We start from the raw sequence: 15,523 nt of genomic DNA on the forward strand, positions 1-15,523 counted from the left end.
GCGCCGCATCTTCACGCATTCGTGAGGTGCATGGCTTCTGTCAAGCCTAGCAGGCAGAAGGCAAAAATGTGGCACTTCCGCTTGCCAAACGGCAAGGAGTTCCAGCCAGCCGGTCCGGATCGATCAATATTTGCTGATTAAACCGGCAACGAATTCGGCCTTGATTTGCGGAGGTCTGCGCTACATGCATTGCTGCATTGCACCTGTATATATTCACCTTCTGAACAAATGTGCTAAAAGATAATCATCCGACGGCTTCTCCTCCTCCCATAGCCGTCCGATAGGATCGACAACACTCCTCCTCCCAGTTGTCGATCAAGTTTTAAGCCCGACGCACCTCCTCCCGCGTCGGGCTTTTCATTTCCCGGAAGTTTTCAGACGATCAGACCTGTTCGGCTGCCTTATGCAGCGCGCCGTCGCGAATGGCTGTCGAACTCAGGGTCGAGCGCGGGCCGTGAATGAAGGTCCAGGCCGGGGCGGGCTTCTTCCAGAGAATACGGGCATCATCTTCGTCGATGCGGGCAAAGGCAAAGGTCTTGGCCATTTTCGAGGAAAGGTAGGAGAGCGTCGAGCCCGGCCGGTCGATAACGGCGATCGGGAAGGTGCGGGCGATATCCTGCCATTTTTGCCAGCGATGGAAATTTTCCAGGCTGTCGGCGCCCATGATCCAGATGAAATGCACATGCGGATTGCGGGCTTTCACGCGGGCGAGCGTATTGGCCGTATAGCTGACGCCGAAGGCCTGTTCGAAGGCGGTCACTTTGATATGCGGATCGGTAGCGATGCTTTCGCTGCGCGCGATACGCTCGGCAAGCGGTGCCAGATGATTGCGGCTCTTCAGCGGATTGCCGGGCGTCACCATCCACCAGAGCTGGTCAAGCCCAAGACGGCGGATGGCGATTTCGGCGACCAGGGCATGTCCCTCGTGCGGCGGATTGAAGGAGCCGCCGAATAGGCCGACGATCATGCCGCGTTCACTATGCGGCATGCGGAGATAACGCCGGTCTAGCTGCTCCGTGGTCACGTCAGGGCCGCGTCTGTCCATTGCCGCGAACGCGGTATTTGAAGGAAGTGAGCTGCTCGACGCCGACGGGGCCGCGCGCATGCATCTTGCCGGTGGCGATACCGATCTCCGCACCCATGCCGAATTCGCCGCCATCGGCAAACTGGGTCGAGGCGTTGTGCAGGAGGATGGCCGAGTCGATCTCCGTGAAGAAACGCTCGACGACAGCAGGATCTTCAGCGAGCACGGCTTCCGTGTGGTTCGACGAATATTTCTGGATATGGTCGATCGCGCCGGAAATGCCGTCGACGACGGCAACGGAAATGATCGCATCCAGATATTCGGTCGACCAGTCTTCCTCGGTCGCGGGCTTCAGGCCGGGTACGACCTCAAGAACGGCTGCCGAGGCACGAACCTCGCAGCCGGCTTTAACCAGAACCTCGATCAGCGGTGCCAGATGCGTGCCCGTTGCGGCGCTATCGACCAGCAGGGTTTCGGCTGCACCGCAGACGCCGGTGCGGCGCATCTTGGCGTTGACGATGATCTTCTTCGCCATATCGAGATCGGCCGACGCATCGACATAGATATGGCAGAGGCCTTCGAGATGGGCAAAAACCGGCACCCGCGCCTCGTTCTGCACGCGGGCGACGAGGCTTTTGCCGCCGCGCGGCACGATGACGTCGATTGCACCGTCAAGGCCGCGCAGCATGGCGCCGACGGCGGCGCGGTCCGTGACGGGTACGAGCTGGATTGCATGTTCCGGCAGGCCGGCAGCCTTCAGGCCTTCGACCATGCAGGCATGGATCGCAGCCGAAGAGCGGCGCGAATCCGAGCCGCAGCGCAGGATGACCGCGTTGCCGGCCTTGAGGCACAGCGCACCGGCATCGGCCGTCACGTTCGGCCGGCTTTCGAAGATGACGCCGATGACGCCGAGCGGCGTGCGGGCACGCTCGATCTTCAGGCCGTTCGGACGATCCCAGGACGCAATCACTTCGCCGACAGGATCGGGAAGGGCGGCAATCGCCCGGATGCCCTCGGCCATTTCCGTGACACGCTTGTCGTTCAGCGTCAGGCGGTCGATGAAGGAGGCGAGCATGTCCGTGCCTTCTACATCTTTCAAATCCTTGGCATTTTCCGAAAGAATATGGGCCTTGTTCGCCAGGATGGCGTCGGCCATGGCGCTTAGAGCCATGTTCTTGGAATCGGTGGAAGCAAAGCCCAACGGTCGCGCGGCGGCCTTGGCCTTGCGGCCGATGTCATTCATCAGCACGTCAATGTCAGGGCTTTGCACAACCGCATCAAGCATAACTTGCGTCCTTCTTCTGCCTTTCCGATTTCGAACCGATCTGCGCCGTCATGACCATATCGTCTCGATGGACCATGGCGGCGCGGCCGGGATAACCGAGGATTGCCTCGATCTCGGCCGATTTGCGGCCGGCGATCTGGCGGGCTTCCTCCGCATCATAGCTGACGAGGCCGCGAGCGATCTCGCGGCCCGAGGGCGCGATGATCGCGACCGTATCGCCCCGGGAAAAATTGCCGGAAATGTTGCGTACGCCAGCGGGCAACAGGCTTTTGCCGGCGCCGAGCGCCGTAACGGCACCTTCGTCGAGATGCAGCGTGCCGGCCGGCTGCAACTGCCCGGCAATCCAGGTCTTGCGGGCGGTCACGGGCGTACCCGAAGGGGCAAACCAGGAGGACCGCGCACCGTTTTCGATGGCCGAAAGCGGGCTTTCCGTCTTGCCCGATGCGATAATCATGGCGCAGCCCGCAGTCGTCGCAATCTTGCCGGCATCGATCTTGGTGCGCATGCCGCCGCGCGAAAGCTCAGAGGCCGCGCCACCGGCCATGGCCTCGATCTCGGGCGTGATTTCGGCAATGGTTTCCAGGAATTGCGCATCCGGATCGAGATGCGGCGGAGCGGTGTAGAGACCGTCGATATCGGAGAGAAGGATCAGCAGGTCGGCGCCGGTCATGGTGGCGACACGGGCGGCCAGGCGGTCGTTGTCGCCATAGCGGATTTCACTGGTCGCGACCGTATCGTTCTCGTTGATGATCGGCACGGCGCCGATCTTCAGAAGCTGGTTGATCGTGGCGCGGGCGTTGAGGTAACGGCGGCGCTCCTCGGTATCACCAAGCGTCAGCAGGATCTGGCCGGCAACGGTCTCGTCGCGCGAAAGGCTCTCCGACCAGGCCCGGGCCAGGGCAATCTGGCCGACGGCCGCCGCCGCCTGGCTTTCCTCCAGCTTCAGGGCGCCGGAGGGAAGGTCCAGCACCGAGCGGCCGAGCGCGATGGCACCGGAGGAGACGACGAGAACATCGGCGCCCTTCGACTTCAGCGCGGCGATATCGGCGCACATGGCGTCAAGCCAGGCTTTCTTCAGGCCGGTCTTGCGGTCGACCAGCAAGGCAGAGCCGATCTTGATGACGATGCGGCGATAGCGATCCAGCGGCTTTCGGCTATTCATCACTCTCGTCCTCATCGGTGAGGATCATGTCGCGATGGCGCAGCTTCGGCGTCTTGGCCGGCTTTTCCTCGGTATTGGCTTCGACGATGATGTCGCGCAGCGCACGCAGCACGTCGGTCATTCCCTTGCCGGTCACGGCGGAAATCAGAAACGGCGTCTTGCCACAGGCCTTGGCGAGTTCCTTGGCCTTCTTCTTCAGCGTCGCATCGTCAACGGTGTCGATCTGGGAGAGCGCAACGATTTCGGGCTTGTCGGCCAGATCCCTGCCATAGGCTTCGAGTTCGTGCTTGACCGTCTTATAGGCCTTGCCGACTTTCTCTTCCTGGGCCGAAACGAGATGCAACAGCACGCGCGTGCGCTCGACATGACCGAGGAAGCGGTCGCCGATGCCGACACCCTCATGCGCGCCCTCGATGAGGCCTGGAATATCGGCAAGGATGAATTCCCGCTCGTCGATGGTCGCAACCCCGAGATTCGGATGCAGGGTCGTGAACGGATAGTTGGCGATCTTCGGCCGGGCGCGGGTGACGGAGGCCAGGAAGGTGGACTTGCCGGCATTCGGCAGGCCGACGAGGCCGGCATCGGCGATCAGCTTCAGATGCAGCCAGATGGTCTTTTCTTCGCCCTCGAGGCCGGGATTGGCCCAGTCCGGCGCCTGATTGACCGAAGACTTGAAATGCGCGTTGCCGAAGCCGCCATTGCCGCCGCGGGCGAGGCAGAAGCGCTGGCCTTCCTCGGTCAGGTCGCAGATCAGGGTCTCCTTGTCCTCCTCGAAGATCTGCGTGCCGACCGGAACCTTGAGGGTCACATCGTCGCCGTTGGCGCCGGTGCGGTTCTTGCCCATGCCGTGCATGCCGATCTTGGCCTTGAAATGCTGCTGGTAGCGAAAATCGATCAGCGTATTGAGGCCGTTGACGGCCTCCACCCAGACGTCGCCGCCGCGTCCGCCGTCGCCTCCATCCGGGCCGCCGAACTCGATGAATTTCTCGCGGCGGAAGGAAACGCTGCCTGCGCCGCCGTCACCCGACCGGATATAGACCTTTGCTTCATCGAGAAATTTCATTTTACTTCCAGTACTCAGTGCGTTTGGGCGACCCCTCTTGGCCCATTCGATATAGGCGGTTCAGGCAGAGGTCAAAGAATATCGTGATTTTTACGAGCTATAACATACAGTACGGCTTCGGTCTCGACGGCAGATACGATCTGGAGCGTATCGCCAAGGGTCTCGAAGGTGCCGATGTCATCGCCCTGCAAGAGGTGACGAGAGGCTTTGCCCGCAACGGTCATGCCGATATGCCCGGCGCTATCGGGGCGCTGTTTCCCGACCATTTCTGGGTCTATGGACCAGCCTGCGATATTCATGTCGAGGCGGCGCCGGGCCAGATTTCGTTGCCGCGCGGCACTCGCTTCCAGTTCGGCAACATGGTTTTGTCGCGCTGGCCCATCCTGTCGGTGCGAACGCTGCTTCTGCCGCGCAGCCGCACGGTGGACAAGATCAATCTGCAGCGCGGCGCAACGGAAACCGTCATTGCGCTGCCCGATGGCGCTGTCCGCGTCTATTCCGTCCATCTCGACCATGTCTCCGGAGACGAGCGCATCGCGCAGCTCCGCTATCTCAACGAGCGCATCAATGCCTTCGTTCATGAAGGCGCGTCGCTCACCGGTGGCGCCGAATTCGGGCTTGCCGAGCCACCGCTGCCGACGGATTATGTCGTTATAGGCGATTTCAACATGGAGCCGGAATCGCCGGAATACTGCGCCTTTGCCGGATCCGCCGACCGGTTTTACGGCCGCACGGCGCGCGTCGGCACACCTGTCGACGCCTTTGCGGCGCTCGGAGCCTATAGGCCCGAAAGCTACAGCTGGATGGATCCGGACGATCGCGGCAGGCGCATGCATCTCGATTACTGTTTCGTCAGTTGCGGCCTCAAGGACCGGTTGAAATCCGCTTTCATCGATACGGATTGCCAAGGCTCCGATCATTTTCCTCTTCGGGTCGAGATCGGCGATTAAAAGGACGCCGCCGTCGGGCGGCGTCCTTCGACGTCATGCCACTTTTCTCTGCTGCAACGCGCCCGGCTGCAGCACGGTTTCGATATGGGCGACCATCGTGTTGCGGGCGAAAGAATAGATTTCGCTGCAGCCGGTCATCCGGAAACCGAGCTTTTCCTGCAGCCGGAGCGATGCAGGATTGTCGGCAAAGACGCCCGAATGAACCGGGACGTCAGGCATGCGTCGCGAGAAACGCTCCAGCGCGGCTTCCGCCGCCTCGCTCATATAGCCGCGCCGCCAGTAGTAGCGGTTCAGCCAGTAACCGAGGTGCCAGCGGCCGTGACGAAGTTCGATCGACACGTTGCCGATATGGACATCGTCGCTGCCCGTTATCGCCAGGCTCCAGTCCGGCAGGGCGCCCGACGTGACCGGGATCAGCCAATCCAGCGCATCCTGCCGGTCGTAGGGAGCAGGAACGCGGGCCAGCATGCGGGTGACTGCGAAATCGGAAAGCGATTCCGCGATCGCCGGAGCGTCGCTCAGCCGGTGCGGACGCAGCGTCAGCCTTGCCGTCGTGATGACCGGCGCGGGGCCGGGCATCATGGGCTTGGTCCTGGGTCTCTGCAGGGTAACGGCACTCATGAGATTGCCCCCCAGCTTCTCAGCGACATCCAGGTCTTGCGGTCGAGCCGGTACCATTCGACCGGCACGTTGCTGCCGAGCGCGAGCGAGGCGGCAAGGCCGGAGCCCTGGAACTGGAAGCCGCACTTCTGGATGACGCGGCGCGAGGCGACGTTCATGACCCGGCAACGCGCGTCGATCTGCTCGACCTGCTGCCTTGTCCTGAACACCATGTCGACGAGCGCATGGCAGGCCTCGGTCATATAACCCTGGTTCCAGTAGGGTTCGCCCAGCCAGTAGCCGATCTCGACGGTCTTCTCGTCGGTGTGCGGCTCTACGCCGCAGCAACCCATGAAGGCACCGTTCTCCGCCTTGGTGATGGCATAGACGCACTTACCAATCTCGCCATTTCGCGTACGCCAAACAAAGTCGGCGGCATCATTGGCGGTATAGGGGTGCGGCATACGCGATACCATGGTGGCGACTTTGGCGTTGTTGGCGAGATGGGCAAGGGCGTCAATGTCTTCCTCGTGGGGCGCGCGCATGACGAGCCGTTCCGATAACAAGACAGGGCAATCGGTCCTTAACCGCTCCGGCCTCAGCCGTTCCATGGAAGACCGCTGGTCTTCCCGGGATGACCGTGATTGGTCAACCCTTATCAATTCGCCTTGCATGTTCAGTCCTCCTGTTTGGACAAAGAAAAAGGGGAGATGGCGCCCCATCTCCCCTGTTTTCTGGACTGAACCTGGTACGGTCAGCCGGGTCGATGAGACGCCGGCTGTTTTTGAGCGCTACCGGCTTATTCCGCTGCTTCCGCTTTCGGCATTACAGACACGTACACGCGACCATTGGCCTTCGTTCGGTAGTCCACATTGCCAGCCGTAAGCGCAAAAAGAGTGTGATCCTTGCCGAGGCCGACATTGGCGCCCGGATGCCACTGGGTTCCGCGCTGGCGAACGATGATGTTGCCAGCCACGACGTTCTCGCCGCCGAACTTCTTCACGCCGAGGCGCTTGGATTCGGAATCGCGACCGTTGCGCGAGGAACCGCCAGCTTTTTTATGTGCCATTGGAGTTCTCCTTTAAACCTGAAACCCGTTGATCTTACTTGGCAGCCACGATGTCCGTGATGCGGACAACCGTGTGATGCTGGCGATGGCCGCGCGAACGCTTCGAGTTCTGACGACGACGCTTCTTGAAGGCGATGACCTTCTTGCCGCGGGTCTGGTCGACGACTTCCGCCTTGACGGAGGCGCCGGCTACGAAGGGCGCACCGATCGCCGCGTCGGCGCCTTCGCCGATCACGAGGACTTCGGTGAATTCAATGGAGTCGCCAGCGGAGGCTTCAAGCTTCTCGATGGTCAGCACGTCGTTGGCCGCCACGCGATACTGCTTACCGCCGGTCTTGATGACTGCGAACATTATTTTATCCTTTCATGTTCGATCCAGCTCTCCCCGCAAAGCGCAGGTGGCTGTCTTTTTATCAGTCGAAGTTAAGCAGGGATTTCAGGGAACTGGCCCGGAACTCTGGTCTGCCGGTGAAACCCCGCGCGAGCGCGAGGCGGGCAAGGGGCGGACTTCTCCACTCCTATTGCTGAGGCGGGATACGCGAGTGACAGAAAAGTGTCAAGGCAAAAGGATGGAAAAGCTTGAGATTTCGGCTTGCCAGTCTGTCATTTGCTCGTTATGAGAACGCCCGCGCCGAACAAGCGCCGACCAAGACCGCGGAGAGGTGGCAGAGTGGTCGAATGCACCGCACTCGAAATGCGGCATACCTGCAAGGGTATCGTGGGTTCAAATCCCACCCTCTCCGCCATAACGCTCTTTCGGCCGTAGGGCTTCCCCCGCGATCTGCTGAACTTGTTACATCTTCGATGAAGAAGCCGGAAACAGTTTGGGCCACAATTGAGGCACTGTTAGCGCGAATCTCGAGGCTGGACTTGCTTCGGTTTATAGGAGCGTGAGCGTCGGTTGATGTATTCATCGACCGTTTGCGGTAGAATCGCATCGTTGAGAGTTAACAAAGCCCGCAGAAGGTATTCGCGGATTCCGGAGCGAGACTTCTTCGTCGCGGAACTTTCTATTGCGCTGTGTATGTCTGATAAGACGCTCGATAGCTGACGACATAAGATTAGATCAGCGTCACGCTTGAATACAAGATCATCGATTACCCAATGGTCGGATGGCGCGTTGCGATCTGAGCACGGGCACTTGCAGAGGCGATTTCCTTGATAGAGCTGGTCACCTTCCCACACGAGCTTTTTAGATCGATACGGTATCGCGAAGCCATATTGGTTACTCGTTGGATACTCCGGGTGTTGTTTGTTCGGGCAATCGCAGTGCCGGGTGACAACTAGTATTCCGTGATCTGCGGCTGCAGTCGTGTAACGCTCCAACACATTGACAAGAGATCGGCGAGTCGAATAGTTCGAGGCAGTGTTGTCCCACCACAGCGAATGCCTCGCGTTTTCTATAACTCCGATTTGGCCCATGAGCTCTTTTCTGAGGCTCACCAGATATTCGAATTGATCCATCTCAGCGCCCGGACTTTACGAGGTGCCGTTAACCGGCCCATTCGAAGCGTGCAGTTGTCCCTCAGTTCAAGCTGATGATCTTCGCGGGCGAGAAACTCTGAAACTTTTTAAACCCGCTGACCATTCCCTTGCCTGGCATGGGTGTGCCAATCGACCCTTTCAGCCAGCACTGCTTCTTCGAGTAATTATAGGTGAAGGCCATGCAGCGATTGTCGTCAACGCAGGCAAGGCGACAGTCGAGCGGCGTCTTGGCGGTGCTATGAGGGCGCGCGGAGAGATCGCTGCCTCGAAAGTCAACGTCGTGAAAGAGTGCGCTCTGCGGGTCGATCGTTCCAAGAGCAAATGTGGGCGGGTCGGCGTCGGCACCGCTGAGGAATCGGCCTGAGAAGGCGACGCTATTTCCATCTGCCCGCCCTGCACTGGATTTGAGGAAGCAGTTCGGCCCTTTTGTGATCTTTGGGTTGGCGTTGAAGGTGAATGCCTTGCATTGACCGTTCATCATCAGGCAACTCTGAGCACATTCGGCAGCGTCGCTTGCTCGGATAGAAGAAATGTCGTCGCCGAAGAGATCTAAGCCGGTGTAGATGGCGATCCGGTTTGGGCGCTTTGTGAACTCTTCGATGGGTGAAAGTTTCGCTTGTGTCTGCGGCGTCGGCGTTGTGCTTACCGTTGTCTCTGTCGAGTGCGGCTGCTCCGGCGTCACTGGCTGCGTAGTTGATTCCGTTGCGCTCGTCGTGTTTGGGGCGGGCGGAGATGTATCTGGTGCCGCAGGCGCGCCGGCGGCAGAGGGCTTTGACCCATCGCCAGTTCGATTGAGCTTATAACGGTCAATCTCTTCTGGCGTGAAGACGTGCATGTCATTCGGCGGCGTCTTGAACATGACGCTCAACACGTCCACAGGAGTATCGAAGCGGTTGAGGACGTCAATGATGTCGGAAATCGTGAGCTGCGCTCCCACAAGATCTGAGGTATCAGAGGAAATCTGATGCACGCCGAGCTTGCCGTCGACTTTCCGCTCGATGCCCGCAAGAAACATATAAGCACATGCGGATAGGCATGCGCTGTCTTTCGGGATGTAGGTCGCGAGCTTTCGCTCGTGAATGTCGTCTGCCATCAGCAGACCCATTTGCACGGCACCGCCTGAGCTGTTCAAGGTAACAAGTTTAGCGCCTGGCGCTGCGTGAAGAGCTCGCCTGAAGTTGAGTGCTGAGCCGACGTCGATATCGCCGTTCATTACTATAACATCTGGCTTGGCGTCATCCACGACGAAGGGACCAAAGACTTTCTCAGAAGCGGCTGCAAGGCTGGCCATTGTTGTTACACATAGCGCAGCGCTCAACGCGGCAAATCGAAGCAATTTACGCATGAACAAGCTCCCGGCCCAAGATTATCAAACTACATAGACCTCAAGTTGACAAGGTTGTTGTAGGCGCGACGCTGTATATTCTGGATTGCGGTTAATGGACGACGCTCGTGCCGGGATAGTCCTTGGCACCCCTCTAGGGGCATCCTACGCGTGATCTTCAATTTCGATTAGAGATGACATGGCGACGATCCGGAAGCTCAGAGGACGCTGGCAAGCGCAGGTCCGCCGGCGCGGTATGAAGCCCCGCTGCAAGTCGTTCGACAGCAAGTTCGAAGCTGAGAAGTGGGCACGCGACCTTGAGGCTCAAGTCGATCGTTTCGGCGCTGCGCCAGACACGAGAATCCTGGAAAGCACGACGCTCGGCGAGCTACTGGAGCGCTACCAGCGCGAGGTCTCACCGACCAAGCGAGGCTCGGTGCAGGAAATCCAGCGGATCGATGTTTTGCGACGGCATGAGCTGGCCTATCGAACCATGATTGGGCTGAGCCAGCAGGATATAGCTCTCTTTCGCGACGAGCGCCTTCGGACCGTAGCTCCATCTACGACGGTGCGCGAGCTTGCAATCCTCAGCCACGTGATTGAGGTCGCGATCCGCGACTGGGGTTTTCCACTCGGTCGCTACGTTGTGAAGCTAGTGCGGCGTCCTGTTATCAGAAATGAGCGGCGCCGGCGTCTAAACGGCGATGAGGAGCAGCGTTTGCTCGATCGCTGCGACGCGGGCAAGATCCCCTTCTTCAAGACGATCATCATTCTCGCGGTGGAAACAGGGATGCGCCGCGGGGAGATCTTGGGGCTGAAGTGGCGCGACATCTCGCACAATCGCCGGGTGATCACATTGGCGATGACGAAGAACGGCTCCGGTCGCGAGGTGCCGCTGTCACAACGAGCATTCCAGGCTCTTAACGAGTGGAAGGAAAGAGCGGCCGTAGATCACGCTACCGTCTTCCCGATAACAGCCGGGGCACTCGAACAAGCCTGGCGTCGTCTATTGACGCGATCGAGCGTCAAGGCACTTCGTTTCCACGATTTACGTCACGAGGGAATCGGCCGGCTGTTCGAGCGGGGCTTGAACATCATGGAAGTGAGCAGCATCAGTGGTCATAAGGAGATCCGCATGCTGAAGCGCTACACACACCTGAGCGCCGACGATCTGGTCGTCCGGCTCTCCTGAAATATCCGCGGCGATCGAAGTCCTAGAAAATACGCTGGACACGCTACATGATGCGGCCTGCTGGCTGAGCAAATCCGGCATCCAACTACCCATCCCCGACCCGTCTTGATGTTGACGGCCGTCAACATTTGTCAACAAAACACGGCCTATATATTGACAGCCGTCACATTGACCCGGCCGAAAACACCCGCGTTTTGTCTAATGACCATCCTCATAAGGATACTGATGTTGACGTAAGTTAACGCTACGCTGACAAAAATCTCGCGATTTTGCGATTTTTCCGAGCTGTCAACATGCCCGCGCGCCCTATCAGAAAGCTTACGCGTCTCGGTGCAAGCAATTTCCATCGCTTCACTGATTCGCGCTTCCATCGCACCAGAGCTGTGCTGCTTCGAGCATTCAATCGCTCCGCACCGCAACCCGCCGCTGCCGCCCCGAACACAGCAACCCAAAACCGCTGTAGCGAACTCAAAACCGGATAAAACTTGGGGGCAAGGTCACAGTGGCTGGCTGCCACGATGGATATCCGGTTCGGCGAGAGCAGCGCGATTAAGGGCTGGCGGACGTTACCGTCCTTTTAACTATAGTTGCCGAAAACTACTCTCTCCGATGCAATTTATCCTGCAGAACTACAGTCGGCAGTAACGACTCCTAAAGTCCCGGCTGGCACCTTTGTTCGCATTGATATTGCGTGAGCCTTTTGACCGCTGGGGTTTTACAATGAGTCGTAATCGGGATGATTGGGTCAGCCAGCGGGCATATGCCATCTGGGAAGAGGAAGGAAGGCCGCATGGCCGGGGCGAGAGCCACTGGGCGCAGGCGCTGAGGGAGTTCGAGCAGCTCGAAGCCACCAAGGCTTCCGCAGACGGAAGCGACCTTATCGAGAAGCTGAAGGCTGCCGGTCGGCTGATGCGGGCTTATGACGAGGCCGAAACACAGAACATCAGGCGCAGCCGGCGCAAAGCCGCGAGCCGTTAGGACGGCAACGCGAGCCTTGCGAGTTATGGTCAGGCCGCCGCCCGTCGGGTCGGCGGCTTTTGCGCCTTCAGGCCAGTCTGTCCGCAAGCGTGATGTGGACGTTCTTCAATTCCGAATATTCGTCGAAGCCGTGGCGGCCGAGTTCGCGGCCGATGCCGCTCTGCTTGTAACCGCCGATCGGCATTTGCGGCGTGCCGTCGCCCATGCCGTTGATCCAGGTACGGCCGGCCTTGATGCGGCGGATCGCCTGCAAGGCGGTCGAAAGATTGTTCGACCAGACACAGGCTGAAAGGCCGAAAGGCGTATCGTTGGCAAGCCGGATTGCCTCCTCCGGATCCTTGAAGCGGAAAGTGGAGAGGACTGGGCCGAAGATTTCCTCGCGGGCGATCGACATGTCCGGCCTGACGCCGGTAAAAATCGTGGGTGCAAAGAAGGCGCCGCCTTCGCCGAGAACCGTGCCGCCGGTATAGACCTCGGCGCCATCGGCTTTGCCTTCGGCCACATAGCCGGCGACCTTTTCCAGATGGGCCTTGTGGATCAGCGAGCCGACGGTGCTGGAATTGTCGAGCGGATCGCCGGTGACGATCCTTGCCGCCAGCGCCGCCACCTTCTCCAGAAGTCTGTCGGCGACGGAGTCGTGGACGATCAGGCGGCTTCCGGCAATGCAGGCCTGGCCCGAGCAATGGAAGGCGCCGCCGGAGATCTTTGCCGCGGCTGCGTCGAGATCGGCATCGGCGAAGACCACCTGCGGGCCTTTGCCGCCGAGTTCGAGGCCGACCCTTTTGATGTTCTCGCCGGCAATCGCGCCGATGATGCGGCCGACGCGCTGCGAGCCGGTGAACGTCACCATATCGACATCGGGATGTTCTGCGAAAATCTGGCCGACATCGGCACCGTAGCCGGTCACGACATTCAGCACGCCATCCGGCAGGCCGGCCTCGCGGGCAAGTTCGGCAAGCCGGACGGTCGAGCCCGAGGTGAATTCGCTGGGCTTGATGACGACGGTGCAGCCGGCGCCGATCGCCCAGGGGATGCGCTCGGAACCGATCAGAAGCGGAAAATTCCAGGGCGTGATGATGCCGACGACGCCGGCCGGTTCGCGCAATACGAGGCCGAGCGTATTGGCGCCCATGTCGTTGTGCGTTTCGCCTTCCAGCCCCTGTGCGTGACCGGCGGCATAGTGCCAGAGCGTTGCGGAAAATCCCATTTCGCCGCGCGCCTGGCTGATTGCCTTGCCGACCTCCAGTGCCTCGATCGTGGCAAGCTCTTCCAGATTGGCTTCGATGAGATCGCCGACGCGGCGCATGATGCGGGCGCGTTCGCCGCCGGTCATTTTCGGCCAGGGGCCGTTGTCGAAGGCGTTGCGGGCAGCGGCGATCGCAGCCTCGGCATCGGCGCGCGAACCCTTCGGAATCGTGCCGACGATATGGCCGGGATGGGCGGGGCTTTCGCGGGCGATCGTCTCTCCCGACCGGGCGGCAACGCTCTTGCCGCCGATCAGCATGGAATAGCGGCGATCCTGCAGAAGACGCGGATCATCAAGGCGCGGCGCGATGAAACGATACTGGACGGTCATGACATTGTCCTTGCGGCTGCTGGTTTGGCTATTGGCGGGCGGCCCAGCTCAGGCCGCGCCGGAGAATGAGGGGCATGTAGGGATGGCTGAATTCGGCGGCGACATGGCCGAGGGCCGAATAGAAAATACGGCCCTCGCCGAAATGCCGCTTGAAGACGACCGGCATCGTCACATTACGCGCGGCAGGATCGTACTGGCCGGTGAAAGTGGTCGTGGCGAGGATTTCGACCGAAGGATCGTAGTGCAGGTAATATTGTTCCGAGCGGTAGTCGAAATCCGGAATGCCCTCCATCAGCGGATCGTCCTGCCGGGTGATCGCCACGCGGAAGTCGATGATATTGCCGGGATGGGCGACCCAGGTGACGCCGGAGACGTAGCGGAAGGGAGCGCTTTCCTTGAAGGAGGTGGCAAGGCAGCCATGATGGCCGCCAAGGCCCAGGCCGCCACGCACGGCACCGACGAGGGCATCGGCATGCGGCTTTTCCAGTTTCTCGCCGGTGATGACAGGCACCAGGAGATCGGCCCTGGCAAGTTGCGGGGAGGCGAAAATGCCGAGATCATTCGTGATCTCAACTGCAAAACCGTCCTCACGCAGCAGCTCGCCGACGATATTGGCGCAGGGTTCCGGCTCGTGGCCCGGCCAGCCGCCCCAAACGATGATCGCCTTCTTCATATTTCCTCCTCTAGGCCTGGTGCAACAGGCCCTCGACGGTAACACTATGGCGCAGCGGCGCTCCCGCCAGATAGCGCTCGATCTCTTCGACCACGAGGCGGCCAAGGCGATGACGCTCGCTGCCGATGGCGCCGGCAATATGCGGCGTCATCAGCACATTCTCCAACGTATAAAGCGGCGAAGCGGCCGGCGGCGTTTCGGGCTCCGTCACGTCGAGAATTGCCCAAAGCCGGCCGCTGACAAGCTCGGCTTCCAGGGCCGCGCCATCGACAATGCCGCCGCGGGCCGTGTTGATCAGCGTCGCACCGTCCGGCATGCGGGCGAGCATGCCGGCATCGATCATGCCGCGGGTGGAGGCAAGCAACGGCGCATGGATGGAAACCGTGTCGCAGCTCTCCATCAGTTCCTCGAGCGAAACGAGCGTTGCTCCGATCCTTCGAGCCTCGCCCACATCCATCAGCGGGTCGTGCAGCAGGATGTCGACGTTGAAGGGGCGCAAAAGCTCGATGACGCGCCGGCCGATGCGCGAAGCGCCGACGATGCCGACGCGCTTTGCCCAATTGCCGGCTTTGCCGTCATAGTGCTGGGAAACATTGACGAAGCTGCGCTGGCGCGAATAATCCCGGCCAAAGCGGAAGACCTGCTTGTTGGCAAAGAGGATGGCGGCAAGCGTGAATTCGGCGACCGGGACGGCATTGGCATCGGCGGCGTTGGTCACGAGGATACCCCGTTCAAAAACCTCCGGCGCGATGAAATGCTTCACCGAACCGGCCGCATGGGCAATCAGCCGCAGCGCCGGTGCGGCGTCCAGGACTGCCGCGTCGATCATCGGGCAGCCCCAGCCGGTGACGAGGATCTCCACTTCGGAAAGAGCCCGTTTGGCTTCAGCCGTGGTGAAATCGCGGATGGGCAGATCGGTGATAATACGGCAGGAGGGGCTCAGCCGGCCGGCATCAGAAGCGTCAAAGAGCTTGTCCACGCCAAAGGGGCCGAAGGCGAAAGCAAGTGCCGGGCGGGCTTTCTGCGCGATCAAAGCATCCTGAAGCAATTGCATTCTCCCTTGCGCCGAGAAGAACTCCGCGCAGTCCCGGAGCGGCCAGGCCGCATGGACATTCAGATCGCATGGATGCGCAAGTTACGCA

15 protein-coding genes and 1 tRNA gene are annotated in these 15,523 nt (G+C 60.3%); 4 read left to right on the top strand and 12 right to left on the bottom strand.

Features of this window, described 5'->3' with window-relative positions; all coding sequences use genetic code 11:
* Nucleotides 1-382: 382 nt before the first annotated feature.
* Genes ACU8HS_RS09570 through obgE form a run of 4 tightly spaced genes read right to left on the bottom strand, consistent with a single transcriptional unit; the run spans nucleotide 383 to nucleotide 4,534 of the window.
* Nucleotides 383-1,045, bottom strand: a complete 663-nt coding sequence (locus ACU8HS_RS09570; RefSeq protein WP_447015809.1) for a nicotinate-nucleotide adenylyltransferase — start codon at nucleotides 1,043-1,045, stop codon at nucleotides 383-385.
* Nucleotides 1,026-2,309 carry a glutamate-5-semialdehyde dehydrogenase gene (locus ACU8HS_RS09575; protein ID WP_112562459.1) on the bottom strand — a complete coding sequence of 428 codons (1,284 nt, stop codon included), beginning with the start codon at nucleotides 2,307-2,309 and terminating at the stop codon, nucleotides 1,026-1,028. Before ACU8HS_RS09575 ends, ACU8HS_RS09570 begins: the two co-directional genes overlap by 20 nt.
* The gene (gene proB / locus ACU8HS_RS09580; RefSeq protein WP_112702732.1) at nucleotides 2,302-3,471 is read right to left on the bottom strand and encodes a glutamate 5-kinase; all 1,170 of its coding nucleotides are present in this window, start codon (nucleotides 3,469-3,471) and stop codon (nucleotides 2,302-2,304) included. Before proB ends, ACU8HS_RS09575 begins: the two co-directional genes overlap by 8 nt.
* A complete protein-coding gene (obgE, locus tag ACU8HS_RS09585; protein ID WP_112702731.1) occupies nucleotides 3,464-4,534 on the bottom strand; it encodes a GTPase ObgE in 1,071 nt (356 codons plus the stop codon). The genes proB and obgE overlap by 8 nt, the downstream gene beginning before the upstream one ends.
* Before the next feature lie 83 nt (nucleotides 4,535-4,617).
* Between obgE and ACU8HS_RS09590 the strand changes: the two genes are divergently transcribed.
* Complete coding sequence (locus ACU8HS_RS09590; RefSeq protein WP_112756261.1) at nucleotides 4,618-5,484, top strand: endonuclease/exonuclease/phosphatase family protein; 867 nt, start codon at nucleotides 4,618-4,620, stop codon at nucleotides 5,482-5,484.
* A gap of 33 nt (nucleotides 5,485-5,517) precedes the next feature.
* On the opposite strand, the gene ACU8HS_RS09595 is transcribed toward ACU8HS_RS09590, so the two are convergent.
* The 4 genes from ACU8HS_RS09595 to rplU all read right to left on the bottom strand — a co-directional run bounded on the left by ACU8HS_RS09595 (nucleotide 5,518) and on the right by rplU (nucleotide 7,505).
* Entirely contained in the window at nucleotides 5,518-6,105 is a 588-nt protein-coding gene (locus ACU8HS_RS09595; protein ID WP_112562451.1) for a GNAT family N-acetyltransferase, read from the bottom strand.
* Nucleotides 6,102-6,758 carry a GNAT family N-acetyltransferase gene (locus tag ACU8HS_RS09600; RefSeq protein ID WP_112544911.1) on the bottom strand — a complete coding sequence of 219 codons (657 nt, stop codon included), beginning with the start codon at nucleotides 6,756-6,758 and terminating at the stop codon, nucleotides 6,102-6,104. The genes ACU8HS_RS09595 and ACU8HS_RS09600 overlap by 4 nt, the downstream gene beginning before the upstream one ends.
* Before the next feature lie 125 nt (nucleotides 6,759-6,883).
* A complete protein-coding gene (rpmA, locus tag ACU8HS_RS09605) occupies nucleotides 6,884-7,153 on the bottom strand; it encodes a 50S ribosomal protein L27 (RefSeq protein WP_112562449.1) in 270 nt (89 codons plus the stop codon).
* Nucleotides 7,154-7,187: 34 nt separating this feature from the next.
* On the bottom strand, nucleotides 7,188-7,505 hold the full coding sequence (gene rplU, locus ACU8HS_RS09610; RefSeq protein ID WP_007824851.1) for a 50S ribosomal protein L21: 318 nt from the start codon (nucleotides 7,503-7,505) through the stop codon (nucleotides 7,188-7,190).
* Between the two features lie 304 nt (nucleotides 7,506-7,809).
* On the opposite strand from rplU, the gene ACU8HS_RS09615 reads away from it, so the two are divergent.
* Nucleotides 7,810-7,899 (top strand) — tRNA-Ser (locus tag ACU8HS_RS09615).
* Between the two features lie 779 nt (nucleotides 7,900-8,678).
* Here ACU8HS_RS09615 and ACU8HS_RS09620 read toward each other — a convergent pair.
* A complete protein-coding gene (locus ACU8HS_RS09620; protein WP_447015810.1) occupies nucleotides 8,679-9,983 on the bottom strand; it encodes a PAN domain-containing protein in 1,305 nt (434 codons plus the stop codon).
* 178 nt (nucleotides 9,984-10,161) lie between these two features.
* Here ACU8HS_RS09620 and ACU8HS_RS09625 point away from each other — a divergent pair, with 178 nt between their 5' ends.
* Together ACU8HS_RS09625 and ACU8HS_RS09630 are read left to right on the top strand one after the other, a co-directional pair.
* Entirely contained in the window at nucleotides 10,162-11,154 is a 993-nt protein-coding gene (locus ACU8HS_RS09625) for a site-specific integrase (protein ID WP_447015811.1), read from the top strand.
* A 720-nt stretch (nucleotides 11,155-11,874) separates the two neighbouring features.
* Nucleotides 11,875-12,132: a DUF2934 domain-containing protein gene (locus tag ACU8HS_RS09630; RefSeq protein WP_112562447.1), complete on the top strand. Its 258-nt coding sequence runs from the start codon at nucleotides 11,875-11,877 to the stop codon at nucleotides 12,130-12,132.
* A gap of 67 nt (nucleotides 12,133-12,199) precedes the next feature.
* Here the strand turns inward: ACU8HS_RS09630 and ACU8HS_RS09635 are convergent, their stop codons facing one another.
* The 3 genes from ACU8HS_RS09635 to ACU8HS_RS09645 are packed head-to-tail and all read right to left on the bottom strand — an operon-like array spanning nucleotide 12,200 to nucleotide 15,435.
* Nucleotides 12,200-13,708 (bottom strand): aldehyde dehydrogenase family protein, encoded by a 1,509-nt coding sequence (locus ACU8HS_RS09635; protein ID WP_447015812.1) that lies wholly within the window; start codon nucleotides 13,706-13,708, stop codon nucleotides 12,200-12,202.
* 28 nt (nucleotides 13,709-13,736) lie between these two features.
* Nucleotides 13,737-14,381 (bottom strand): ThuA domain-containing protein, encoded by a 645-nt coding sequence (locus ACU8HS_RS09640; protein ID WP_112756267.1) that lies wholly within the window; start codon nucleotides 14,379-14,381, stop codon nucleotides 13,737-13,739.
* 10 nt (nucleotides 14,382-14,391) lie between these two features.
* On the bottom strand, nucleotides 14,392-15,435 hold the full coding sequence (locus tag ACU8HS_RS09645; protein ID WP_113413204.1) for a hydroxyacid dehydrogenase: 1,044 nt from the start codon (nucleotides 15,433-15,435) through the stop codon (nucleotides 14,392-14,394).
* Nucleotides 15,436-15,523 lie beyond the last annotated feature (88 nt).

This window comes from Rhizobium sp. KDH_Rht_773_N (genome assembly GCF_052946295.1).